Annotated in this window: 14 protein-coding genes; 6 read left to right on the top strand and 8 right to left on the bottom strand. The window is 50.6% G+C overall.

The window, feature by feature from the left end:
• Positions 1-46 precede the first annotated feature (46 nt).
• Both ACKPCD_RS13570 and mnmH read left to right on the top strand, forming a co-directional pair.
• The gene (locus ACKPCD_RS13570) at positions 47-1,495 is read left to right on the top strand and encodes a DEAD/DEAH box helicase (RefSeq protein WP_321433517.1); all 1,449 of its coding nucleotides are present in this window, start codon (positions 47-49) and stop codon (positions 1,493-1,495) included.
• A 61-nt stretch (positions 1,496-1,556) separates the two neighbouring features.
• Complete coding sequence (mnmH, locus tag ACKPCD_RS13565; protein WP_321433516.1) at positions 1,557-2,690, top strand: tRNA 2-selenouridine(34) synthase MnmH; 1,134 nt, start codon at positions 1,557-1,559, stop codon at positions 2,688-2,690.
• 306 nt (positions 2,691-2,996) lie between these two features.
• Here mnmH and ACKPCD_RS13560 read toward each other — a convergent pair whose 3' ends face one another.
• Genes ACKPCD_RS13560 through selD form a run of 4 tightly spaced genes read right to left on the bottom strand, consistent with a single transcriptional unit; the run spans position 2,997 to position 6,117 of the window.
• Complete coding sequence (locus ACKPCD_RS13560; RefSeq protein ID WP_321433515.1) at positions 2,997-4,157, bottom strand: aminotransferase class V-fold PLP-dependent enzyme; 1,161 nt, start codon at positions 4,155-4,157, stop codon at positions 2,997-2,999.
• Positions 4,150-4,422, bottom strand: coding sequence for a putative Se/S carrier protein (locus tag ACKPCD_RS13555; RefSeq protein ID WP_321433514.1), 273 nt, complete (start codon positions 4,420-4,422; stop codon positions 4,150-4,152). The genes ACKPCD_RS13560 and ACKPCD_RS13555 overlap by 8 nt, the downstream gene beginning before the upstream one ends.
• Positions 4,419-5,042 carry a sulfurtransferase-like selenium metabolism protein YedF gene (gene yedF / locus ACKPCD_RS13550; protein WP_321433513.1) on the bottom strand — a complete coding sequence of 208 codons (624 nt, stop codon included), beginning with the start codon at positions 5,040-5,042 and terminating at the stop codon, positions 4,419-4,421. The genes ACKPCD_RS13555 and yedF overlap by 4 nt, the downstream gene beginning before the upstream one ends.
• Positions 5,043-5,085: 43 nt before the next feature.
• On the bottom strand, positions 5,086-6,117 hold the full coding sequence (gene selD / locus ACKPCD_RS13545; RefSeq protein ID WP_321433512.1) for a selenide, water dikinase SelD: 1,032 nt from the start codon (positions 6,115-6,117) through the stop codon (positions 5,086-5,088).
• Between the two features lie 270 nt (positions 6,118-6,387).
• Between selD and recQ the strand changes: the two genes are divergently transcribed.
• The 3 genes from recQ (at position 6,388) to ACKPCD_RS13530 (ending at position 11,470) form a co-directional block, all read left to right on the top strand.
• Positions 6,388-8,574 carry a DNA helicase RecQ gene (recQ, locus tag ACKPCD_RS13540; RefSeq protein ID WP_321433511.1) on the top strand — a complete coding sequence of 729 codons (2,187 nt, stop codon included), beginning with the start codon at positions 6,388-6,390 and terminating at the stop codon, positions 8,572-8,574.
• Between the two features lie 274 nt (positions 8,575-8,848).
• Positions 8,849-10,420, top strand: a complete 1,572-nt coding sequence (locus ACKPCD_RS13535) for a L,D-transpeptidase family protein (RefSeq protein ID WP_407702675.1) — start codon at positions 8,849-8,851, stop codon at positions 10,418-10,420.
• Positions 10,421-10,471: 51 nt separating this feature from the next.
• Positions 10,472-11,470, top strand: coding sequence for an asparaginase (locus tag ACKPCD_RS13530; protein ID WP_245734424.1), 999 nt, complete (start codon positions 10,472-10,474; stop codon positions 11,468-11,470).
• 118 nt (positions 11,471-11,588) lie between these two features.
• On the opposite strand, the gene ACKPCD_RS13525 is transcribed toward ACKPCD_RS13530, so the two are convergent.
• The 4 genes from ACKPCD_RS13525 to ACKPCD_RS13510 all read right to left on the bottom strand — a co-directional run bounded on the left by ACKPCD_RS13525 (position 11,589) and on the right by ACKPCD_RS13510 (position 16,718).
• A complete protein-coding gene (locus ACKPCD_RS13525; protein WP_321433509.1) occupies positions 11,589-12,152 on the bottom strand; it encodes a DUF6512 family protein in 564 nt (187 codons plus the stop codon).
• Positions 12,153-12,605: 453 nt separating this feature from the next.
• Positions 12,606-14,492, bottom strand: a complete 1,887-nt coding sequence (locus ACKPCD_RS13520) for an ABC transporter ATP-binding protein (protein ID WP_321433508.1) — start codon at positions 14,490-14,492, stop codon at positions 12,606-12,608.
• Positions 14,482-16,221, bottom strand: a complete 1,740-nt coding sequence (locus ACKPCD_RS13515; RefSeq protein WP_321433507.1) for an ABC transporter ATP-binding protein — start codon at positions 16,219-16,221, stop codon at positions 14,482-14,484. The genes ACKPCD_RS13520 and ACKPCD_RS13515 overlap by 11 nt, the downstream gene beginning before the upstream one ends.
• Before the next feature lie 56 nt (positions 16,222-16,277).
• Positions 16,278-16,718, bottom strand: coding sequence for a MarR family winged helix-turn-helix transcriptional regulator (locus ACKPCD_RS13510; RefSeq protein WP_276641192.1), 441 nt, complete (start codon positions 16,716-16,718; stop codon positions 16,278-16,280).
• 182 nt (positions 16,719-16,900) lie between these two features.
• On the opposite strand from ACKPCD_RS13510, the gene trxA reads away from it, so the two are divergent.
• On the top strand, positions 16,901-17,215 hold the full coding sequence (trxA, locus tag ACKPCD_RS13505; protein ID WP_086990399.1) for a thioredoxin: 315 nt from the start codon (positions 16,901-16,903) through the stop codon (positions 17,213-17,215).
• The last annotated feature ends 37 nt before the right edge of the window (positions 17,216-17,252 follow it).

The raw sequence follows: 17,252 nt of genomic DNA, 5'->3' as shown, positions 1-17,252 counted from the left end.
TTCCTGTTATACTGAGACGACAAATCAAAAGTGAAGGTAGGACAAGATGAATTATACAACATTTGAAGACTTCGCGATCAGCGAAGAAATCGTTACGGCACTAAAGGCATTGCGTTATTTCAAACCGACGCAAGTACAACAGGAGGTCATCCCGCTGACCTTAAAGGGCAAAGATATCATTGTCGAATCGCAGACCGGCAGCGGCAAGACCGTCAGTTTCGGCGTACCGTTGTGCGAAAGTGTGAGCTGGGAGGAAAACCGTCCGCAAGCGCTGATTTTGGTTCCGACAAGGGAGCTGGCTCTGCAGGTGAAAGAGGACATCACCAACATCGGACGGTTGAAGCGGATTAAGGCTACTGCTGTCTTCGGCAAAACTTCCTTCGATACGCAAAAATCGGAATTGAGACAGAAAAGCCATATCGCAGTCGGCACTCCGGGCAGGGTATTGGATCATCTGCAAAAAGGGACAATGAAATTTGACAAGATACGCTACTTGGTACTTGATGAAGCGGATGAAATGCTGAATATGGGCTTCATTGAGCAAGTGGAAGCCATCATTGATTTCCTGCCGAAACAAAGACAAACGTTGTTGTTCTCCGCGACCATGCCGAGTGAAGTGGTGCGTTTGGCAAGCTTCTACATGAAAAACGACCGCGTATCGGTGAAAATGGAAAGCGATGAGGCATCCAAGCCGAAGATTCTGCAATCCTTCATCCGTGTCCAAGAATCGGGCAAAGCCAAGCAACTATTGGATCTGCTGACCGTTGAGAATCCGGACAGTTGCATCATCTTTTGCAATACGCAGGAAGCCGTAAACGGACTGTACACATTCTTAAGTAAAGCCGGTTTGCCGATTGATAAGATGCATGGCGGGATGGTGCAGGATGACCGCACTGCCGTTATGGAAGATTTCCGCAAAGGCAGGCTGCGTTATTTGGTGGCTACGGATGTGGCTGCGCGCGGGATTGATGTCGATAACGTGACCCATGTCGTCAATTACGATGTTCCCGAGGAGAAAGAAAGTTTCATCCATCGTACCGGCAGAACCGGCCGCGCCGGCAAAACGGGGGTAGCCTTGACCTTGGTTACGCCTAGTGAGGAAAGAAGCTGGCAGGGAGTGAAAGACTTCGCGCAGCAGGAAATCACCGAAATTGATCCGCCGAGCGCCCGCTTCGTGCAGCATCATAAAGCGGCTTTCGAAAAGAAACTGCAGGAACGGCCTGTCATCAAACGCGCGCGCAACCGGGAATTGAACAAGGACATCACCAAAGTCTATTTCAACGGCGGCAAGAAGAAAAAACTGCGCGCCATTGATTTCGTAGGTACGCTGACCAACATTCCCGGTATCGATGCGGATGACATCGGCATCATCACAATCCAGGAAAACGTGACCTACATCGAAATCCTGAACGGAAAAGGGCCGCATGTGATTTCTGAGATGCAGAACCGCACCGTAAAAGGCAAAGCGTTGAAAGTGCATAAAGCAAAGAAATAGATGCAGCAAAATTGAACGATTGAATGCGAAACGACCCGCATGTCTCCGTTAAATAAGGAGCTTGTCGGGTCGTTTTCATGCGCTTGCCTCAAGATTTTGGGTGGAATTCCTGACCGACAGAGGCTATACTAAGAATCAGAAAGTGGTGAACCAATTGAAACCAGTCGCAACGTATGAAGAAATAGAACAGCAACGCGGAGACAAATCGATTTTGTATGTGGATGTCAGGAGTCCTTCCGAATATGCGAAGTCAACCATACCAGGCGCCGTAAATGTGCCAGTCCTGGATGATGAGGACCGGAAAGTGGTCGGGACGCTTTATGTTGCCGGCCGAATCGACGAAGCGAAAAGTCACGGCATCCAAGTCATTTCCCCAAGATTGCCGGAGATGTTCAGCCTCTTCCAGGAATACACGAAGGCCTACGACCAAGTCGTCATCTTCTGCAGCAGGGGAGGATTCCGCAGCAATTCGATTTTTTCCTTGCTTAAATCTTTGGGGATGAATGTCCACCGGATGGAAGGCGGCTACAAAAACTACCGCAGCACGATCAATAATCTGATTCCCGTATTGTTCGAAAAGATCCAGTTTGTGACCCTCTATGGCAACACTGGGACCGGGAAAACAGCCATCCTGGAGCAACTGAAGAAACGTGGAGCCAATGTGCTTGATTTGGAGGCCTGCGCCAACAACAGAGGGTCCGTCTTCGGAGGCGTCGGCCTCAAGAATCCGCAGCCGCATAACCAAAAAATGTTTGAAAGTCTGTTGGTCGAGAGCGCCGCTGGCTGGAAGGAACCGCTGATTGTCTTTACCGAAGGCGAAAGCAAGCGGATCGGACAGGCCGTACTGCCGCCTGCGTTGATTGATGCGATGCAAAAAGGCATAAACCTGAACATCGAGGCTTCATTGGATTACCGGATCGGACAGATCAAAAAGGATTATCTCCACAGCAATGAAACAGAACTTCTCGCGGCCCTGGACCGCTTGAAATCTTATCTGAATGAGGCGCGTGTCGAGGGCTACAAGGAACAAGTGCGCCAGCACGATTTCGAAGCTGTCATCGCAGATCTATTGGTGAAATACTATGATCCCCGCTACAACTTCAACAAAAAGGAATTTTCCGCCGTTTTCCGCAACGAAGACGCCGCAGCAACGGCCGAAGCCATTATGGAATGGATGAAGCAGAGGAACGATTGACTAGAGAGAAAATAAAACAGAGCAGCTGCCCTTGATGGTTGGGGTGGCTGCTCTGTTTTTTTGGATATTTTGCAAGAAGATACTCGCTATATTAAGCCGCTCATGCTGTGGATGTCCGATTCTTCAAGGTTATCGGACAATGCGAAGACCATATATGCCTTGGATGTCCGATTCTTCAAGGTTATCGGACAACGCGCAGAGCATATATGCCTTGGATGTCCGATTGTTTAAGGTTATCGGACAACGGGCAGAGCATTCGCAGTCCGGTTGTCCGATTCTTTCCGGTTATCGGACAACTTTTGATTGTTACCCTTCTTCCGCCAAGCTCCTCAACGCTTTGGCTGCGTAGTCGATTTCCTCCACCGTGTTGAAGCTGGAGAAGCTGAAGCGGACCATACCGTTTTTTTCTGTTCCGAAAGCTTGATGGATGAGCGGTGCGCAATGGGCGCCGGGGCGCACAGCGATTGCGTAATCCATGAAGAGCGCATCGCTGAGGTCGCCGGAGGACCAGCCCTCCAAATTCAGCGAAACGACCGGCGCGCGCTCCATGTTTTCAGCGAAGCTACCATAGAGAGTGATTCCCGGGATATTCTTGATCTGGTCATGGAAGCGGAAAGTCAGTTCCTGCAGGTGGCTAGTGATCGCTGCCAGCCCTTTCTGGCTGATGTAATCCAAACCGGCGGAAAGGCCCGCCAAGCCATGGACATTCTGGGTGCCGGCCTCGAAAAGGGTCGGCATCTCTGTCGGGTATTGCTTATCGAAAGAATGGAAGCCGCTGCCGCCGGTGAACACCGGCACGAATTCCAAGGGCCTGGCGCCGAGGCAGATGCCCCCCGTTCCTTGCGGGCCGTAGAGTCCTTTGTGTCCGGTGAAGCAGAGAACGTCGATGTGCAGTTTCACCATGTCAATATCGAGGACGCCTGCGCTCTGGGAAGCATCGACGATGAACAGCAGATCGTGCTCCCGGCAGAAGCTGCCGATCCGTTCCAGATCCGCCACGTTGCCGGTAACATTCGAGGCATGGTTGACCACGACTGCCCGGGTATCGGGTCGCAACAGGTGTTCGAAATCAGAATAAAGGAGCGTCCCAAACTCATCAACTCCGACAAAAGATAGGGCAGTGCCCTGTTCTTCCAGTTGGTAAAGCGGACGCAGGACGGCGTTGTGCTCTGTCACTGTCGTGATGACATGGTCCGCTGGCGTCAGCAAGCCCTTCAGGACCAGGTTCAGCGATGCGGTAGCGTTTGCCGTGAAAGCGACGTTTGCCGCATCCGGCACACTGAACAGGGCTGCCGTTTTCTGGCGCAGCCTTTCCGTCAACCGCAAAGCGTTAAGAGAAGCGGTATGGCTGCCGCGTGCCGGGTTGCCCAGCTGAACGTCGGCGATGGCATGATAGACAGCTTCAGCCACCGCGGCCGGTTTCTTCAGCGTGGTTGCACTGTTGTCGAAATAATAAAGTTCAGTCATGCCATTCCTCCACAGTTTTTATCCGGTTCTCAAAATGCACTTCGTAGCAGCCATCGTTGGAAATGGCCTGCTCCGACAACAACAAGCGGACAGCGTTTAGTTCGTCGAGATGCGTCTGCAGCACCAATCCGCATCCGGCCGAAATCTGTTCCGGCATGGGAATCAGCCGGCATTCCCGATCGGCATCCAGGATAATAGCTTCAGCGGCTGCCGCGGCCTGAGACGTCGGAAACGCGACGATGCCGTAATGTTTGCGGTCGATCATGGCGATACGGTCTTGGCGGTGCGCAGGATTTCAACGATGCGGTACATGTTCGTAAAAGTACCCACAGCCAATTTGTCCTTCACGCCGTAAAATTCTCCGCAAATGCCGCACGTCAGCACCTCGACGCCGTCTTCCTCCAGCGCTTTGAGGTCGTCCAACACGGCTGAACCTTCCGTCGTCAGCAACGCGCCGGCATTGTAGCAGAGCACTTTGTCAGGCAGAACGTCCTGCTCCGTCAGGGAAAAGAGGAAGCTTTTCATCAGCGTTCGACCCAATTCCTCGCTGCCGTTGCCGATGGAGTCGCTGTTCAATACGACGACATAACTTGCTCCGGATGGTGCGACTGTGTCGGTGGTTTGCTCCGGAAGCGCGGTGTGTTCGGCGGCGTGTGCTTCGTTACTGGCATTCGGATCCGAAAGCTGGACTTCATAAAGGGAATCGTTGATTTTTTCGACTTGGACTGAAAGCTTCAGTTGCTCCGCCATCTTGGCAAGGTTCTGCGTCGCAATCTCATTGTCCACGCTGATGAGTATGGCCTCCCCGTTGCTCTCCTTCAAAGCCCGTTTGGTCAGAATGACCGGCATCGGACAAGCTTGTCCGACTGCATCTATTTTTTTCATGCTCGTTTCCTCCTGGTTAAGTCATATTTTTGTCATGCTTTTCTCAATGGACAACCGTAATCTTCTTGGCGCCTTTTTCGGTCACTTCGCCGATGATGCCGCAGGGCAGGCCCAATGCTTCAATTTCAGCAAGCAGAGCGGCCGCTTCTTCGACAGGGACGCTCACCAGCAAGCCGCCGGATGTCTGCGGATCGAAAAGGATTTCCTCCAAGGCATAGTCATCGATCTGGAAGTCAACATCGTCTTCCAAGTGATTCCGGTTACGCTGCCCGCCGGCTGTGATCAGGAATTCCTTGGCTCCCTGATAGGCTCCACTCAGGCAAGGCACACTGTCAGCATAGACCGTCGCTGAACAGCGGTCGCTGACCATTTCCGACAGATGCCCCAACAGGCCGAAGCCGGTGATATCGGTGCAGCTGTGGACTGTGTAATTTTTCAGGACTTCCGCCGCATAACGGTTCAGCGTGGTCATCGAGACGACCGCCTGATCGAAGGATTCCTGGGCCATTTCCCCGGCGCTGTAGGCCGTCGTGATGATGCCGGTCCCCAATGGCTTCGTCAGCAGCAGGACATCGCCCGGCAGACAAGTATCATTCCGGTAGATCCGATCGGGATGGACTCTTCCCAATACTGATAGACCGTATTTGGGCTGGGGATCGTGGATCGAATGTCCGCCGACCAGCACGCCGCCTGCCTCCTGGACTTTCCTGAAGCCGCCCGCCAATATTTTCCCGAGTGTATCGGTACTTTTTGTTTCGGGCCAGCAGACGATGTTCATAGCCGTCAGCACTTCGCCGCCCATCGCAAAGACATCGCTCAAGGCATTGGCAGCAGCGATTTCCCCGAAAAGCGAGGCATCCGCGACCATTGCGGGAAAGAAGTCCAACGTCTGGATCATGGCCGTCTCGGCGTCTATCCGGAACACGGCCGCATCATCGGACGAGTCGAAACCGACCAAAAAATTCGGGTTTTCCTGTTTCGGAAACTGGCTGAGAAGATCACCCAGCACGCCGGGGCCGATTTTCGCATTGCACCCCCCGCAGATAAATAGTTCATTTGATAATTCCTGTTCCATATTTCTCACTCCTGTAGGTCATGACGTGTTCACCTTACAATTATATACCACACGTCAAAACATAAGGCAGATAATCTGCATATTTTATAAGTAGAGGTTTCACTCATGGGAGCGCCGTACTATTTTTTGTGCGAAAAAAGAGGCCGCAGATGTGATATGATGAAGAAGTCATTTCTGACGGTTTGCCATTGCTTCCTTGAGTGAAGGCAAGCCCGTTCAGAAATATTCGGTTAATAAGAAAAGATAAACAATTAAGGATGGATGCAAGTGGTGGATAAAGAATTACTGTATGGAACTCTGAAAAAATATTTCGGCTACGACAGCTTCAGGGAGGGCCAAGAGGAACTGATCACGAACACCCTGCAGGGGAAAGACGTGCTCGGGATCATGCCGACGAGCGGAGGGAAGTCGCTCTGCTATCAATTGCCGGCGTTGCTTCTGGACGGCATGACGATCGTCGTTTCCCCGCTCGTGTCCTTGATGAAGGATCAGGTGGACAGCCTGCGGGAAATGGGGATTGCCGCGGCATACCTGAACAGCACGCTTTCAAGAGAAGAGTTTCTGCAATTGATGGACGACATGCGCTCCGGACAGCTCAAGCTGCTCTACATCGCGCCGGAACGGATAGACAATGAGTCATTCATGAATGCTCTGCGCTTTGTGAATGTGCCGTTACTGGTGGTCGATGAGGCCCACTGTATCTCACAGTGGGGTAGCGATTTCCGGCCTTCCTACCAAGGTGTGGCCAGACTGTACGATGTTTTTGGCAGACGTCCAAGGGTTGCAGCCTTCACCGCAACTGCCACCGAACCGGTCCAGGACGATATTATGATCCAACTGCGCCTGCAACAGCCGTTCCGCTTGGTGACGGGATTTGACCGCAGCAATTTGGCCTTCAGCGTGGAAAAGCCCGCCGATAAGTTCAAGTTTCTCGTGAAGGACCTCACCCCGAAGGAAGCGAGCATCATCTATTGTTCGACCAGAAAAAATGTGGAATCGGTCCAGAAGAAATTGGAACAAAAAGGCTTTGCTGTGACGCTGTACCATGCCGGGCTGCCGGAACACGAGCGCCAGCGGAACCAGGATGATTTCCTGTTCGACCGCAAACCGATCATGGTCGCAACGAATGCTTTCGGGATGGGGATCGACAAAAGCAATGTGCGGACCGTTTACCACTACAACATGCCCAAAAACATCGAAAGCTATTACCAAGAAGCTGGAAGGGCGGGCCGTGACGGAGAGGAAGCGCGTGTCATCCTGCTGTTTTCGACGCAGGACATCATCATCAACCAGTTGCTGAACAGCAAGACGAACGACAGCGAAGCGACCAACAAATTGAACAAGATGATCAATTACTGTTACACGAACCAATGCCTGCGCCGGTACATACTGGAATATTTCGGCGAAACGACAGCGGAGCTTGATTGCCAACACTGCTCCAATTGTCTGCGCCGCACAGAGCAGATCGACATCACTGAAGAAGCCCAAAAAATCCTGTCCTGCGTCGTGAGGGTGCGCGGACGTTACGGCGTTCAGAAAATCATCGGCATCCTGACGGGCAGCAAACAGAAGGGCATCACCGATTTCGGGCTGGATAAGCTGAAGACGTACGGCCTCATGAGCGCCTATAATGATGGGGAAATCCGCGAAATGATCGGAGTTTTGATTGCGGATGAATACCTGCAGGTGACGGGCGATCAGTATCCTTTGATCCAAGTCACTCCAAAAGCGCTGGAAGTACTGAAGGAAGGGAAAAAAATCGGGATGTCCTATGCGGTCGAGACCGGCAGGGGCACCGCCAAACAGAGCGGAGGCGGCTTGTACGATACCGAGCTGTTCGACCGACTGCGCAGTGTCCGTACGGAAATGGCGAATGAGCATGGGATCCCTTCCTATATCGTCTTTTCGGACAGCACGCTGCATGAGATGGCCCGCAACTTTCCGACTGACGATCACGCCTTCCTTCGCCTGTCGGGAGTCGGCGAAACGAAGCTGGAGCGCTACGGCGAAGTGTTCATGGGCGTCATTTCCGATTATCTGAAGGAGTTTCCTGATGCCCAAGCGGTTCTGCAGCAAAAACAATTGGAGCAGAAAGAGCTGGCAGGCAATCCGGAAACCGCAGAAAAGCGCCCAAAACCGGCACAGAAAAACTACGCCGGTACCACATTTGAGGAGACTTATCGCCTGTACCAGGAAGGCAAGACGGTCGAAGAGATCATCGCCATCCGAGGCCTTGCACGGATGACGATCGAAAACCATTTTCGGCATTTGGCTGAGTTGTCGGCATACGAAATGCGTTTGAAGGATTTCGTCACGGATGAGCAGGCGAAGGCCATCGCCAGAGCAATCGAGGAATCCGACGATCAGCACCTGAAACCGCTCAAGGAAAAGCTGGGGGACGATTACAGCTACTTCCAGATCGGGATGGTGGTGGCTTTCCGGAAAAGAGAACAGTAGAATGACTTAGAATAAGTTCAAGGTCGCTTCATTTTGAAGCGATCCTGAACTTTTTGCAGTTATCCGTGTCTTTTGTCTGCTTGTGTTTTTTTTAACGGGGCTTTGTTTGGTATAATGGAGGAAAGAGAGCGGCTACAAACGGCCGCTCCATTTCCTGTCGCTTACGGTCCTGCCGGGAGGGATTATTATGAGAAGGAACATTTTGTTTATTTTGTTGGGGTTGTTCATTTTTGCCGGATTAGCCCCTGTCCGCATCGCGGCTCCAGCATATTCGTTGGAGAACGGTACAGCTGTCGAAAAAAGTTTGCTGGAACTTTACCAGCTGGCCTACATAAATCTGGATGACACGCTTGCCGAAACCGGCAAGGATCATATCACACAACAAACAAGAAGTGCGGCTGCCCTTTCGGGGGCGCAAAAAATCCCGCTATTCTCGGCAACAGCCAGCAACGCTGAATTAGTTTATACGACTTACTTACAGGACAGCGGTTGGCAGCCCGAAGTGCAGGAAGGCGCAATCAGCGGTGGGGCGGCTTTGCCGCTCGAAGCTGTCCGGGTGCGCTTGACCCATTTGGCTGAAGCAGGCAGCGTTTCATATCGGACTTATCGTCAGGACAGCGGTTGGTCGAGCTATGCCAAAAATGGCGAGGCAGCCGGAGTGACTGGTGCAGGTGAAGCGATCGAAGCCGTTCAATTCAAGCTGACGGGTGCTTTGGCGGCTCAATACGATCTTTATTACCGAGTGCAAACGGGCCGTTTCGGGTGGCTCGATTGGGCCGGAAACGGTGAAACAGCCGGAACGGAGGGTTTCCGCTATCCGGTCGAAGGGGTTGAAATCGTTCTGATGAACAAGGAACAGGCTTTTTCAGGTAAACGTGAGCAGAGCTTCATCAAACGCGTCGAACCGGTCTTGTCCTACAGCAGCTATCTGACGGATTCGGGCTGGCAGGAGCCAGTCCTCAATCCGGAGCAAAGCGGATCTCCGGATTCCTCGCAATCTCTCGAAGGCCTGCAAGCAAAATTGGACTCCCAGCCCTATCCAGGATCGATTTCCTACCGCGCTGCCACAAGTGAAAACGGCTGGTTTGAATGGACGCAGGATGGTTTGGAAGCCGGACTGCCCGGAACAGGCCAACGTATCGAGCGGATCGAAATGCAGCTGACGGATGAACTGGCTGCGTATTATGATATCTATTACCAAGTCCATGTACCGGGATTAGGTTGGCTGGATTGGGCCAAGAACGGGGAGACGGCAGGAACACAAGGCTATGACTATGACGTCAGCGCCGTCCAGATGCAAGTGGTCCAAAAAGACGCTGCAGCACCAGGGGAGACGGCAGTCGCTTTCATGAAATACGTACCGAAACCACCGCCTGTTCCGGTTGTACCATCTGTCCCGACCTATCCGACGGGACCCGATTGGACTGTCCAGGATGGTATCTTCCGGACGAACGCCGGTACCAACTATTATGTTGGTTCCAGCTACATCATCATCAGCATCGCCTACCAGCGCGTCTGGGCCTACATCGGCAGCCAGCGGATTGTCGATGCTCCGGTCATAACCGGAAGGCCTTCGATGCCGACGCCAAGAGGGCTGTTCGCAATCCAACCGTATAAGGAATCACCTAGCGTGCTGGTTGGTGAAGATTACGAATCACCTGTCCAATATTGGATCCCATTTTTGGGGAATGCTTACGGCTTGCATGACGCCTCTTGGCAAACCCAAGGCTTCGGCGGCGACCTCTATCTTTATTTAGGATCGCACGGCTGCGTCAATACCCCGTACTATGCGGTCCAAACGCTCTACAATACCTATTCCGTCGGCACGCCGGTCGTGGTATATTAACCACCAGACGCGGAAAAGCATGGAAAAAATAATGAACAAGCAGGTGAAGGTGTGACGAAGAAAAAGATATTGATGATCGGAACGGGCGGTACGATTGCCTCCAAAATAACGCCGAACGGACTTGATCCTCAACTGACATCAGAAGAGATATTGGCTTTTATTCCCGGTATCTCAGCAATATGCGAGGTCGATACGCTGCAGATCTGCAATATCGACAGCACCAACATCGCGCCTGACATCTGGGTGCTGATGACCGACACCATCAGGGAAAAGTATGAACAATACGACGGGTTTGTCGTTACCCATGGAACCGATACAATGGCCTATACAGCTGCCGCGCTGTCCTACATGATCCAGGATTCCCCAAAACCGATCATCATTACCGGTGCCCAAAAACCGATCAACGTGGAAATCACCGATTCGAAGACGAATCTCTTCGACAGTTTCCTGTACGCAGCGTCCGATTCCGCCAGCGGTGTCCAAATCGTCTTCAACGGGAAGGTCATCCTCGGAACACGGGCAAGGAAGACGCATTCCAAAAGCTTCCAGGCTTTTTCCAGCATCAATTATCCTTATTTGGCGATCATCCAGGATGGACGCGTGATTTCCTACATCACAAAGGACAAAGCACCAGCACCCCGTTTTTATGACATTCTGGATGCGAAGGTCGCGTTGTTCAAGCTGACGCCGGGAGTGGATTCGGAGATTCTTTCGTACATGCTTGAGCGGAACGATGCCATCATCATCGAAAGTTATGGGGTGGGCGGCATTCCTTCAGCACCGGAATACGGATATTTCGAGGTCATCAACCACTGGATCAGAAAAGGCAAGACGGTGGTCATGACGACACAAGTCCCGAATGAGGGCAGCGACATGGAAATATACAAAGTCGGCCACGAACTGAAATCGCGGGTCAATATTTTGGAAGCCTACGACATGATCACCGAAGCGGTCGTATGCAAGCTGATGTGGATCTTGGGACAGACGCAAGATCCGGCCCGGATCAAGGAACTGTTCTATACGACGATCAGCAACGATATCCTGTACTAAAAGAGCGGAAAAGCCATCCACTGCGAGGGCTTTTCCGCTCTTTTCTGTATTTTAGGCGTTATTTTTTTTGGGAAGGTCCGAACGCAGTTGCCCCGAATAACCTCCCTCCTTAAGCAATCTAAAACCCATAGCTTCCGGTCGGAGTATCCAGAAAGAGCGGCAGGACGGGAGGCTGGAAACTGAACAGCACAAAAGCAAGCGCGAGAATAAGCCAGAGCGCGACTGCCATTCCGATCCGAATGCGGTGAGGTTCGACATATCGATAGGTCCGGGAAGCAAGCAGTTGACCGCTGATGATGCCGAAAATGAACAGCGGCCCGTCAGTGAAAAGGGATTCGATACCGAAAGCACCTTTGAGCGTGTAGAATCCAGTGACGATGAACAGCGGGCAGAACAGCATGGACACGATCCCCGCCAGCAACCAGCGGGATGACGAAAGCCGGTATCTCTTTCCGAAAAAGAGGAAAATGAAGAAAAACCATAGGAAAGTGGTCCAGTAACTCATTTTCAGGTGTTCCCAGACACTCTCATTCACGGGGACGAAAGGGGCCGCCCAGTTGGTTTTCCCAAGCCATGCGAATGCGAAGTGGGTGAGGCCGCCGAACATCAGTATGAACGGGATGCCGGCAACAAAGGAACGGTTGACGAATGTATCGGATCGGAAAACTCTCTTTTCGGTCATCGCAAGGACCTCTTTCTCTCGGATCAGTAATCGGCAGATGGCAGGTGGATGAAGCGTCCTTCGTGATCATTTTACCACGCGTTGGCCCGGACTTCATCTAACTCAGCTGCATGCCAAAAACACCCCACAGCATGGCTGTTCCTGATTGGAACTGCCATGCTGTGAGGTGTTCACATGTTTGTAAAGCGTTCCATGCATCCAAAAATGATGGCTAGCTTCACGGGTTAGCCCTTCGGAAAAAAGAATAAGGAACCTCTTGTCTCTGCGAGCCAAGATATACTGTTTGACTAATCTGCTGACGCAGAAAGTCTCTCAGCAATTGCGCTCTTCGATGCTCAGTTGCATGGGACTCTTAGGGATTCATCCCTTAGAGGCATGATACACTTGACCGATTAGGTCACAGTGTTTCCTTAATCAGGGCTGAACGAACCCGTTCCGCTTTTCTTAAAAGATTTATTCGAGCTCGAATGCTCCGGTATAAAGCTGATAATATTTTCCTTGTTCGCCGATCAATTTCTCATGATCACCGCGTTCAATGATCCGGCCTTGCTCCATCAGCATGATTACATCTGCATTCTGGATAGTGGACAGACGGTGGGCGATGACGAATACGGTGCGTCCGTGCATCAACGCATCCATGCCGCGCTGCACGATCGATTCTGTTCGTGTGTCGATGCTGGAGGTTGCTTCATCCAGTATCATGACGGGAGGATCGGCAACGGCTGCACGAGCAATCGAAAGCAATTGCTTTTGGCCTTGAGAAAGGCCTTCGCCGTCGCCGGAAATGACGGTCTGGTATCCCAGCGGCAGACGGGAGATGAAGTCATCGGCATTCGCCAAACGCGCTGCCGCATAAACGTCTTCATCGGATGCGTGCAGATTGCCGTAACGGATATTTTCCAGAATCGTTCCGGTAAAGAGGTTGGTGTCCTGTAACACGATACCAAGGGAACGGCGCAGGTCATTTTTCTTGATGTCGGCGATGTCGATGCCATCATAAACAATTTTTCCGTCCTGGATGTCATAGAAACGGTTGATCAGGTTCGTGATGGTCGTTTTGCCGGCTCCCGTCGATCCCACAAAAGCGACTTTCTCGCCGGGATGGGCATAAAGGCTGATGTCGTGCAGAATCTGCTTGTCGGGATTGTAGGAGAAGTCGACGTCAAAGAATCGGACATCCCCGGTCAGCTGGGTATAGCGGACCGACCCGTCGGACTCAGGCACTTTCCATGCCCAAAGTCCGGTATGATTTTCGACTTCCATCAGTTCATTACCGACCATGGTCACATTTACTAAGGTTACGGTGCCTTCATCTAATTCAGGCTTTTCATCCATCAATTCAAAGATCCGCTCAGCCCCTGCCAATGCCATCACGATGGATGAAACTTGTTGGGAAATCTGATTGACCGGCATCGTGAAGGAACGGCTCAACTGCAGGAAGGAAGCGATCGCACCCAATGTCAGGCCGCCGATGCCCGAGACAGCCATGGCGCCTCCGAACATGGCGATCAGAGCATATTGCAAGTATCCTAGATTTCCCAGGATAGGCATCAGAATATTCGCATAGATATTTGCATTCGTCGCACTCTCGCGCAACTCGTCGTTGAGGTTATCGAAACGTTCCTTGGATTCCGTTTCGCGTCCAAAAACTTTTACTTCTTTTTGCCCATGCATCATTTCCTCGATATAGCCGTTCACTTTACCGAGTGTCTGTTGCTGCTTCACGAAGTTGACGGAGCTTTTGCCGCCGATTGTCTTCGTGACGGTGATCGATAAGGCGACCATCACGATGACGATGAGCGTCAACGGAAGACTGACTGCGAGCATCGCAGCGAATACGCTGACGATCGTAACCAGAGAAGAAAAGGCCATTGGGATACTTTGTGAAAGCATCTGGCGTAAAGTATCGATATCGTTGGTATAGCGGCTCATGACATCCCCGTGCGCATGCGTATCAAAATATTTGATAGGCAAGGTCTGCATGTGCGCGAAGAGCTCATCGCGGATTTTTTTCTGGATACCTTGTGAAATGGAAACCATCAAGATATTGTAGACATAGGTTGCCACAACACCAATCAGATATATTCCAGCCATCAGCGCGATTGAACGGTACATACTAGTGAAGACTGGATTGGATACGCCCAATAATGGCGTTATATAATCATCGATCAGCGTCTCAAGGAAAAGCGAGCCTGCTACGTTAGCGAGGGCGCTGATGATGATACAGATCAATACAAGACTAAATGTGAATTTATGACCTTTGGAAATATAGGACAGGAGGCGTTTTGTAGTTTTGCTGGCATCTTTGGCCCCACGCCGTTTTGGTTGATTAGGCTTCATCAGCAAGTTGACCTCCTTTTGTTTGTGAATCGTACACTTCTTGGTAAATGGTGTTCGAGGCAAGCAGTTCGTCATGCGTTCCGATGCCGTTGATACTGCCGCTTTCCATCACGATAATTTTGTCGGCATCCTGCACGGAAGAGACGCGTTGGGCAATGATGAATTTGGTTGTGTTCGGGAGTTCCTCCCTGAAAGCAGTCCGGATCAAAGAATCCGTTCGGGTATCCACTGCGCTGGTCGAATCATCCAGAATCAGGATCTTCGGTTGCTTCACCAATGCACGCGCAATACAGAGCCTTTGTCTTTGGCCGCCGGAAACATTTGTACCACCTTCTTCTATATAGGTGTCGTAGCCATCCGGTAGGCGTTGGATGAATTCATCGGCTTGTGCCTGTCTGGCTGCAATCATCAGCTCTTCATCGGTAGCGAAAGGGTTTCCCCAACGCAGATTGTCTTTGATCGTTCCCGAAAAGAGGATATTTTTTTGAAGCACCATAGCGACTTCGCCGCGCAATGTCTGCATGTCATAGTCGCGCACATCGACACCGCCGACTTTAACCGTTCCGCCTGTAGCATCATACAGACGCGGAATAAGGTGGACCATAGAGGTTTTGGCACTACCGGTCCCTCCGATGATGCCTATGGTTTCTCCTGCTTTGACGGAAAAACTGACATCCTTCAAAGCAAGCTTATTCGAATCTTTGCTATAACTGAAACTCACATTTTCGAAGGAGACAGATCCATCGGGAATGACCATAACAGGATTATCGCTGTTTTTCAGATCGCTCTCTTCGCTCAGCACTTCCACAATCCGTTCCGCTGAAGCACGGGAAATCGTGACCATGACGAATACCATCGAAATCATCATCAGACTCATCAGAATTTGGGAAGCGTAAGTGATGAGGCTCATCAACTGGCCTGTCGTCATCGAACCGGAGACGATCATACGCGCACCGAGTAGAGACAATGTCAAAATGCTTGCATACATCGTGAACTGCATCAAAGGACTGTTGAACGCCAATATTTTTTCAGCCTTTGTGAAATCAGTGTAGATTTTCTTGGAGACGGATTTGAATTTTTCAGTTTCGTGCTCTTCACGGACATAGGACTTGACGACCCGGATGCCATAAAGATTTTCCTGGACGACACGATTCAGTTTGTCATAGGTCCGGAACACTCTCTGGAAAATCGGGAAGGCTTGTGACATGATCAGGTAGAGACCGATACCAAGGAACGGGATCGCTCCAAGGAAGACCATCCCAAGTTCACTATTGATGTTCAAAGCCATCATCAATGAGAACACGAGCATCAGCGGCGCTCGGACCATGATCCTGATAATCATCTGGTAAGAGTTCTGGACATTGGTGATATCTGTCGTCAAACGGGTGATCAGACTGGATGTCGAAAACTGATCGATATTCGAAAATGAGAAATCTTGGATATTATAGTACATATCCTTGCGTAGATTTTTTGCGAATCCGGCGGAAGCTTTGGCCGCATGCAATCCTGATAGGGCTCCAAAAATTAGTGAGAAGAGGGTTGAGACGATCAAAATAAGTCCGATGCGGATAATGAAGGGCATATCTCCTTCGCCGACGCCTCGGTCGATGATCATAGACATCAGAAATGGTATGAGCACTTCAAGGACGACTTCCAGGGTGACATATATAGGGGCGAGGATTGAATCCTTTTTATACTCTCGTATACTGCCCAAAAGTTTTTTTAGCATAACGTTAATCCTTTCCGTAAATAGTGATTGGGTGTTTTTTTTCAAGGATGAGACAATCAGCCTTCTGCATTTTTCGAGATTTTTTCGAGAATCGTCAAAAAAGTGGCGATTTCTTCTTCAGTTAAACCTTTGGATAATTGGTTCTCCACGGTATCAATCACTTGTTCTGAATTTTTTTTTGCTTGCAAAGCCTTATCCGTCAGTATCATTTTCCGCAGTCTGGCGTCGTATGGAACGGTTTCCCGCAGCAGCAAGCCATCCCTTTCCATCGTATTCAGGATGCCTGTGACGGTCGATTTGCGGATGTCGAATTTCTGCTCGAGATCTTTCTGAAAGACGTCTCGCTCTGTGGATTCTTTAGCGATGAAGGAAACGATCGCGAATTGCATGCCGGTCAGGCCATAACCATCATTTTCGTTCAAATGCCTGTTCATGAGACGCTTTATTTGTTGCCAAAGCGATCTGATCCGGAATCCCAGCAGGTCTGTATTGCTCATTATTTTTCACCACCCATATAGTTCGTGCCCTAACTATATTATGCCTGTTACAATGGATTGTCAATCATCTTGCTTACTTTTAAATCTTTTTTATTTACTAATAATACCGGGTGGGGTATAATATGTTTTGTTGATAAGAAAATAAAGCAAAAATATACAGTTTAAGGAAGGACAGATAAAAAATGAGCACACAAGTAACAGACGCAACATGGCAGAGTGAAGTACAAGAAGGCTTGACATTGATGGATTTTTGGGCGCCTTGGTGCGGACCTTGCCGCATGCTAGGACCAGTTTTGGAAGAAATCGAAGATGAGATGGACAATAAAGTGAAAATTGTCAAACTGAATATCGACGAGAACCAAATGACAGCTTCTCAATTCGGTATCATGAGCATTCCGACAATGGTGTTGTTCAAAGACGGACAACCGGTTGAGAAACTGACAGGGTACCATCCGAAAGATGTTTTGGTTGATTACCTGGAGACTAAACTAGCGTAATATATTATGAATGGAGGGCTGTCCCGATTTTCGGGGC

It is taken from the genome of Trichococcus flocculiformis (assembly GCF_963662535.1).
In the GTDB taxonomy this organism is placed as follows: Bacteria; Bacillota; Bacilli; order Lactobacillales; family Aerococcaceae; genus Trichococcus; species Trichococcus flocculiformis.
This window is presented reverse-complemented; position numbering and strand designations above follow the sequence as displayed.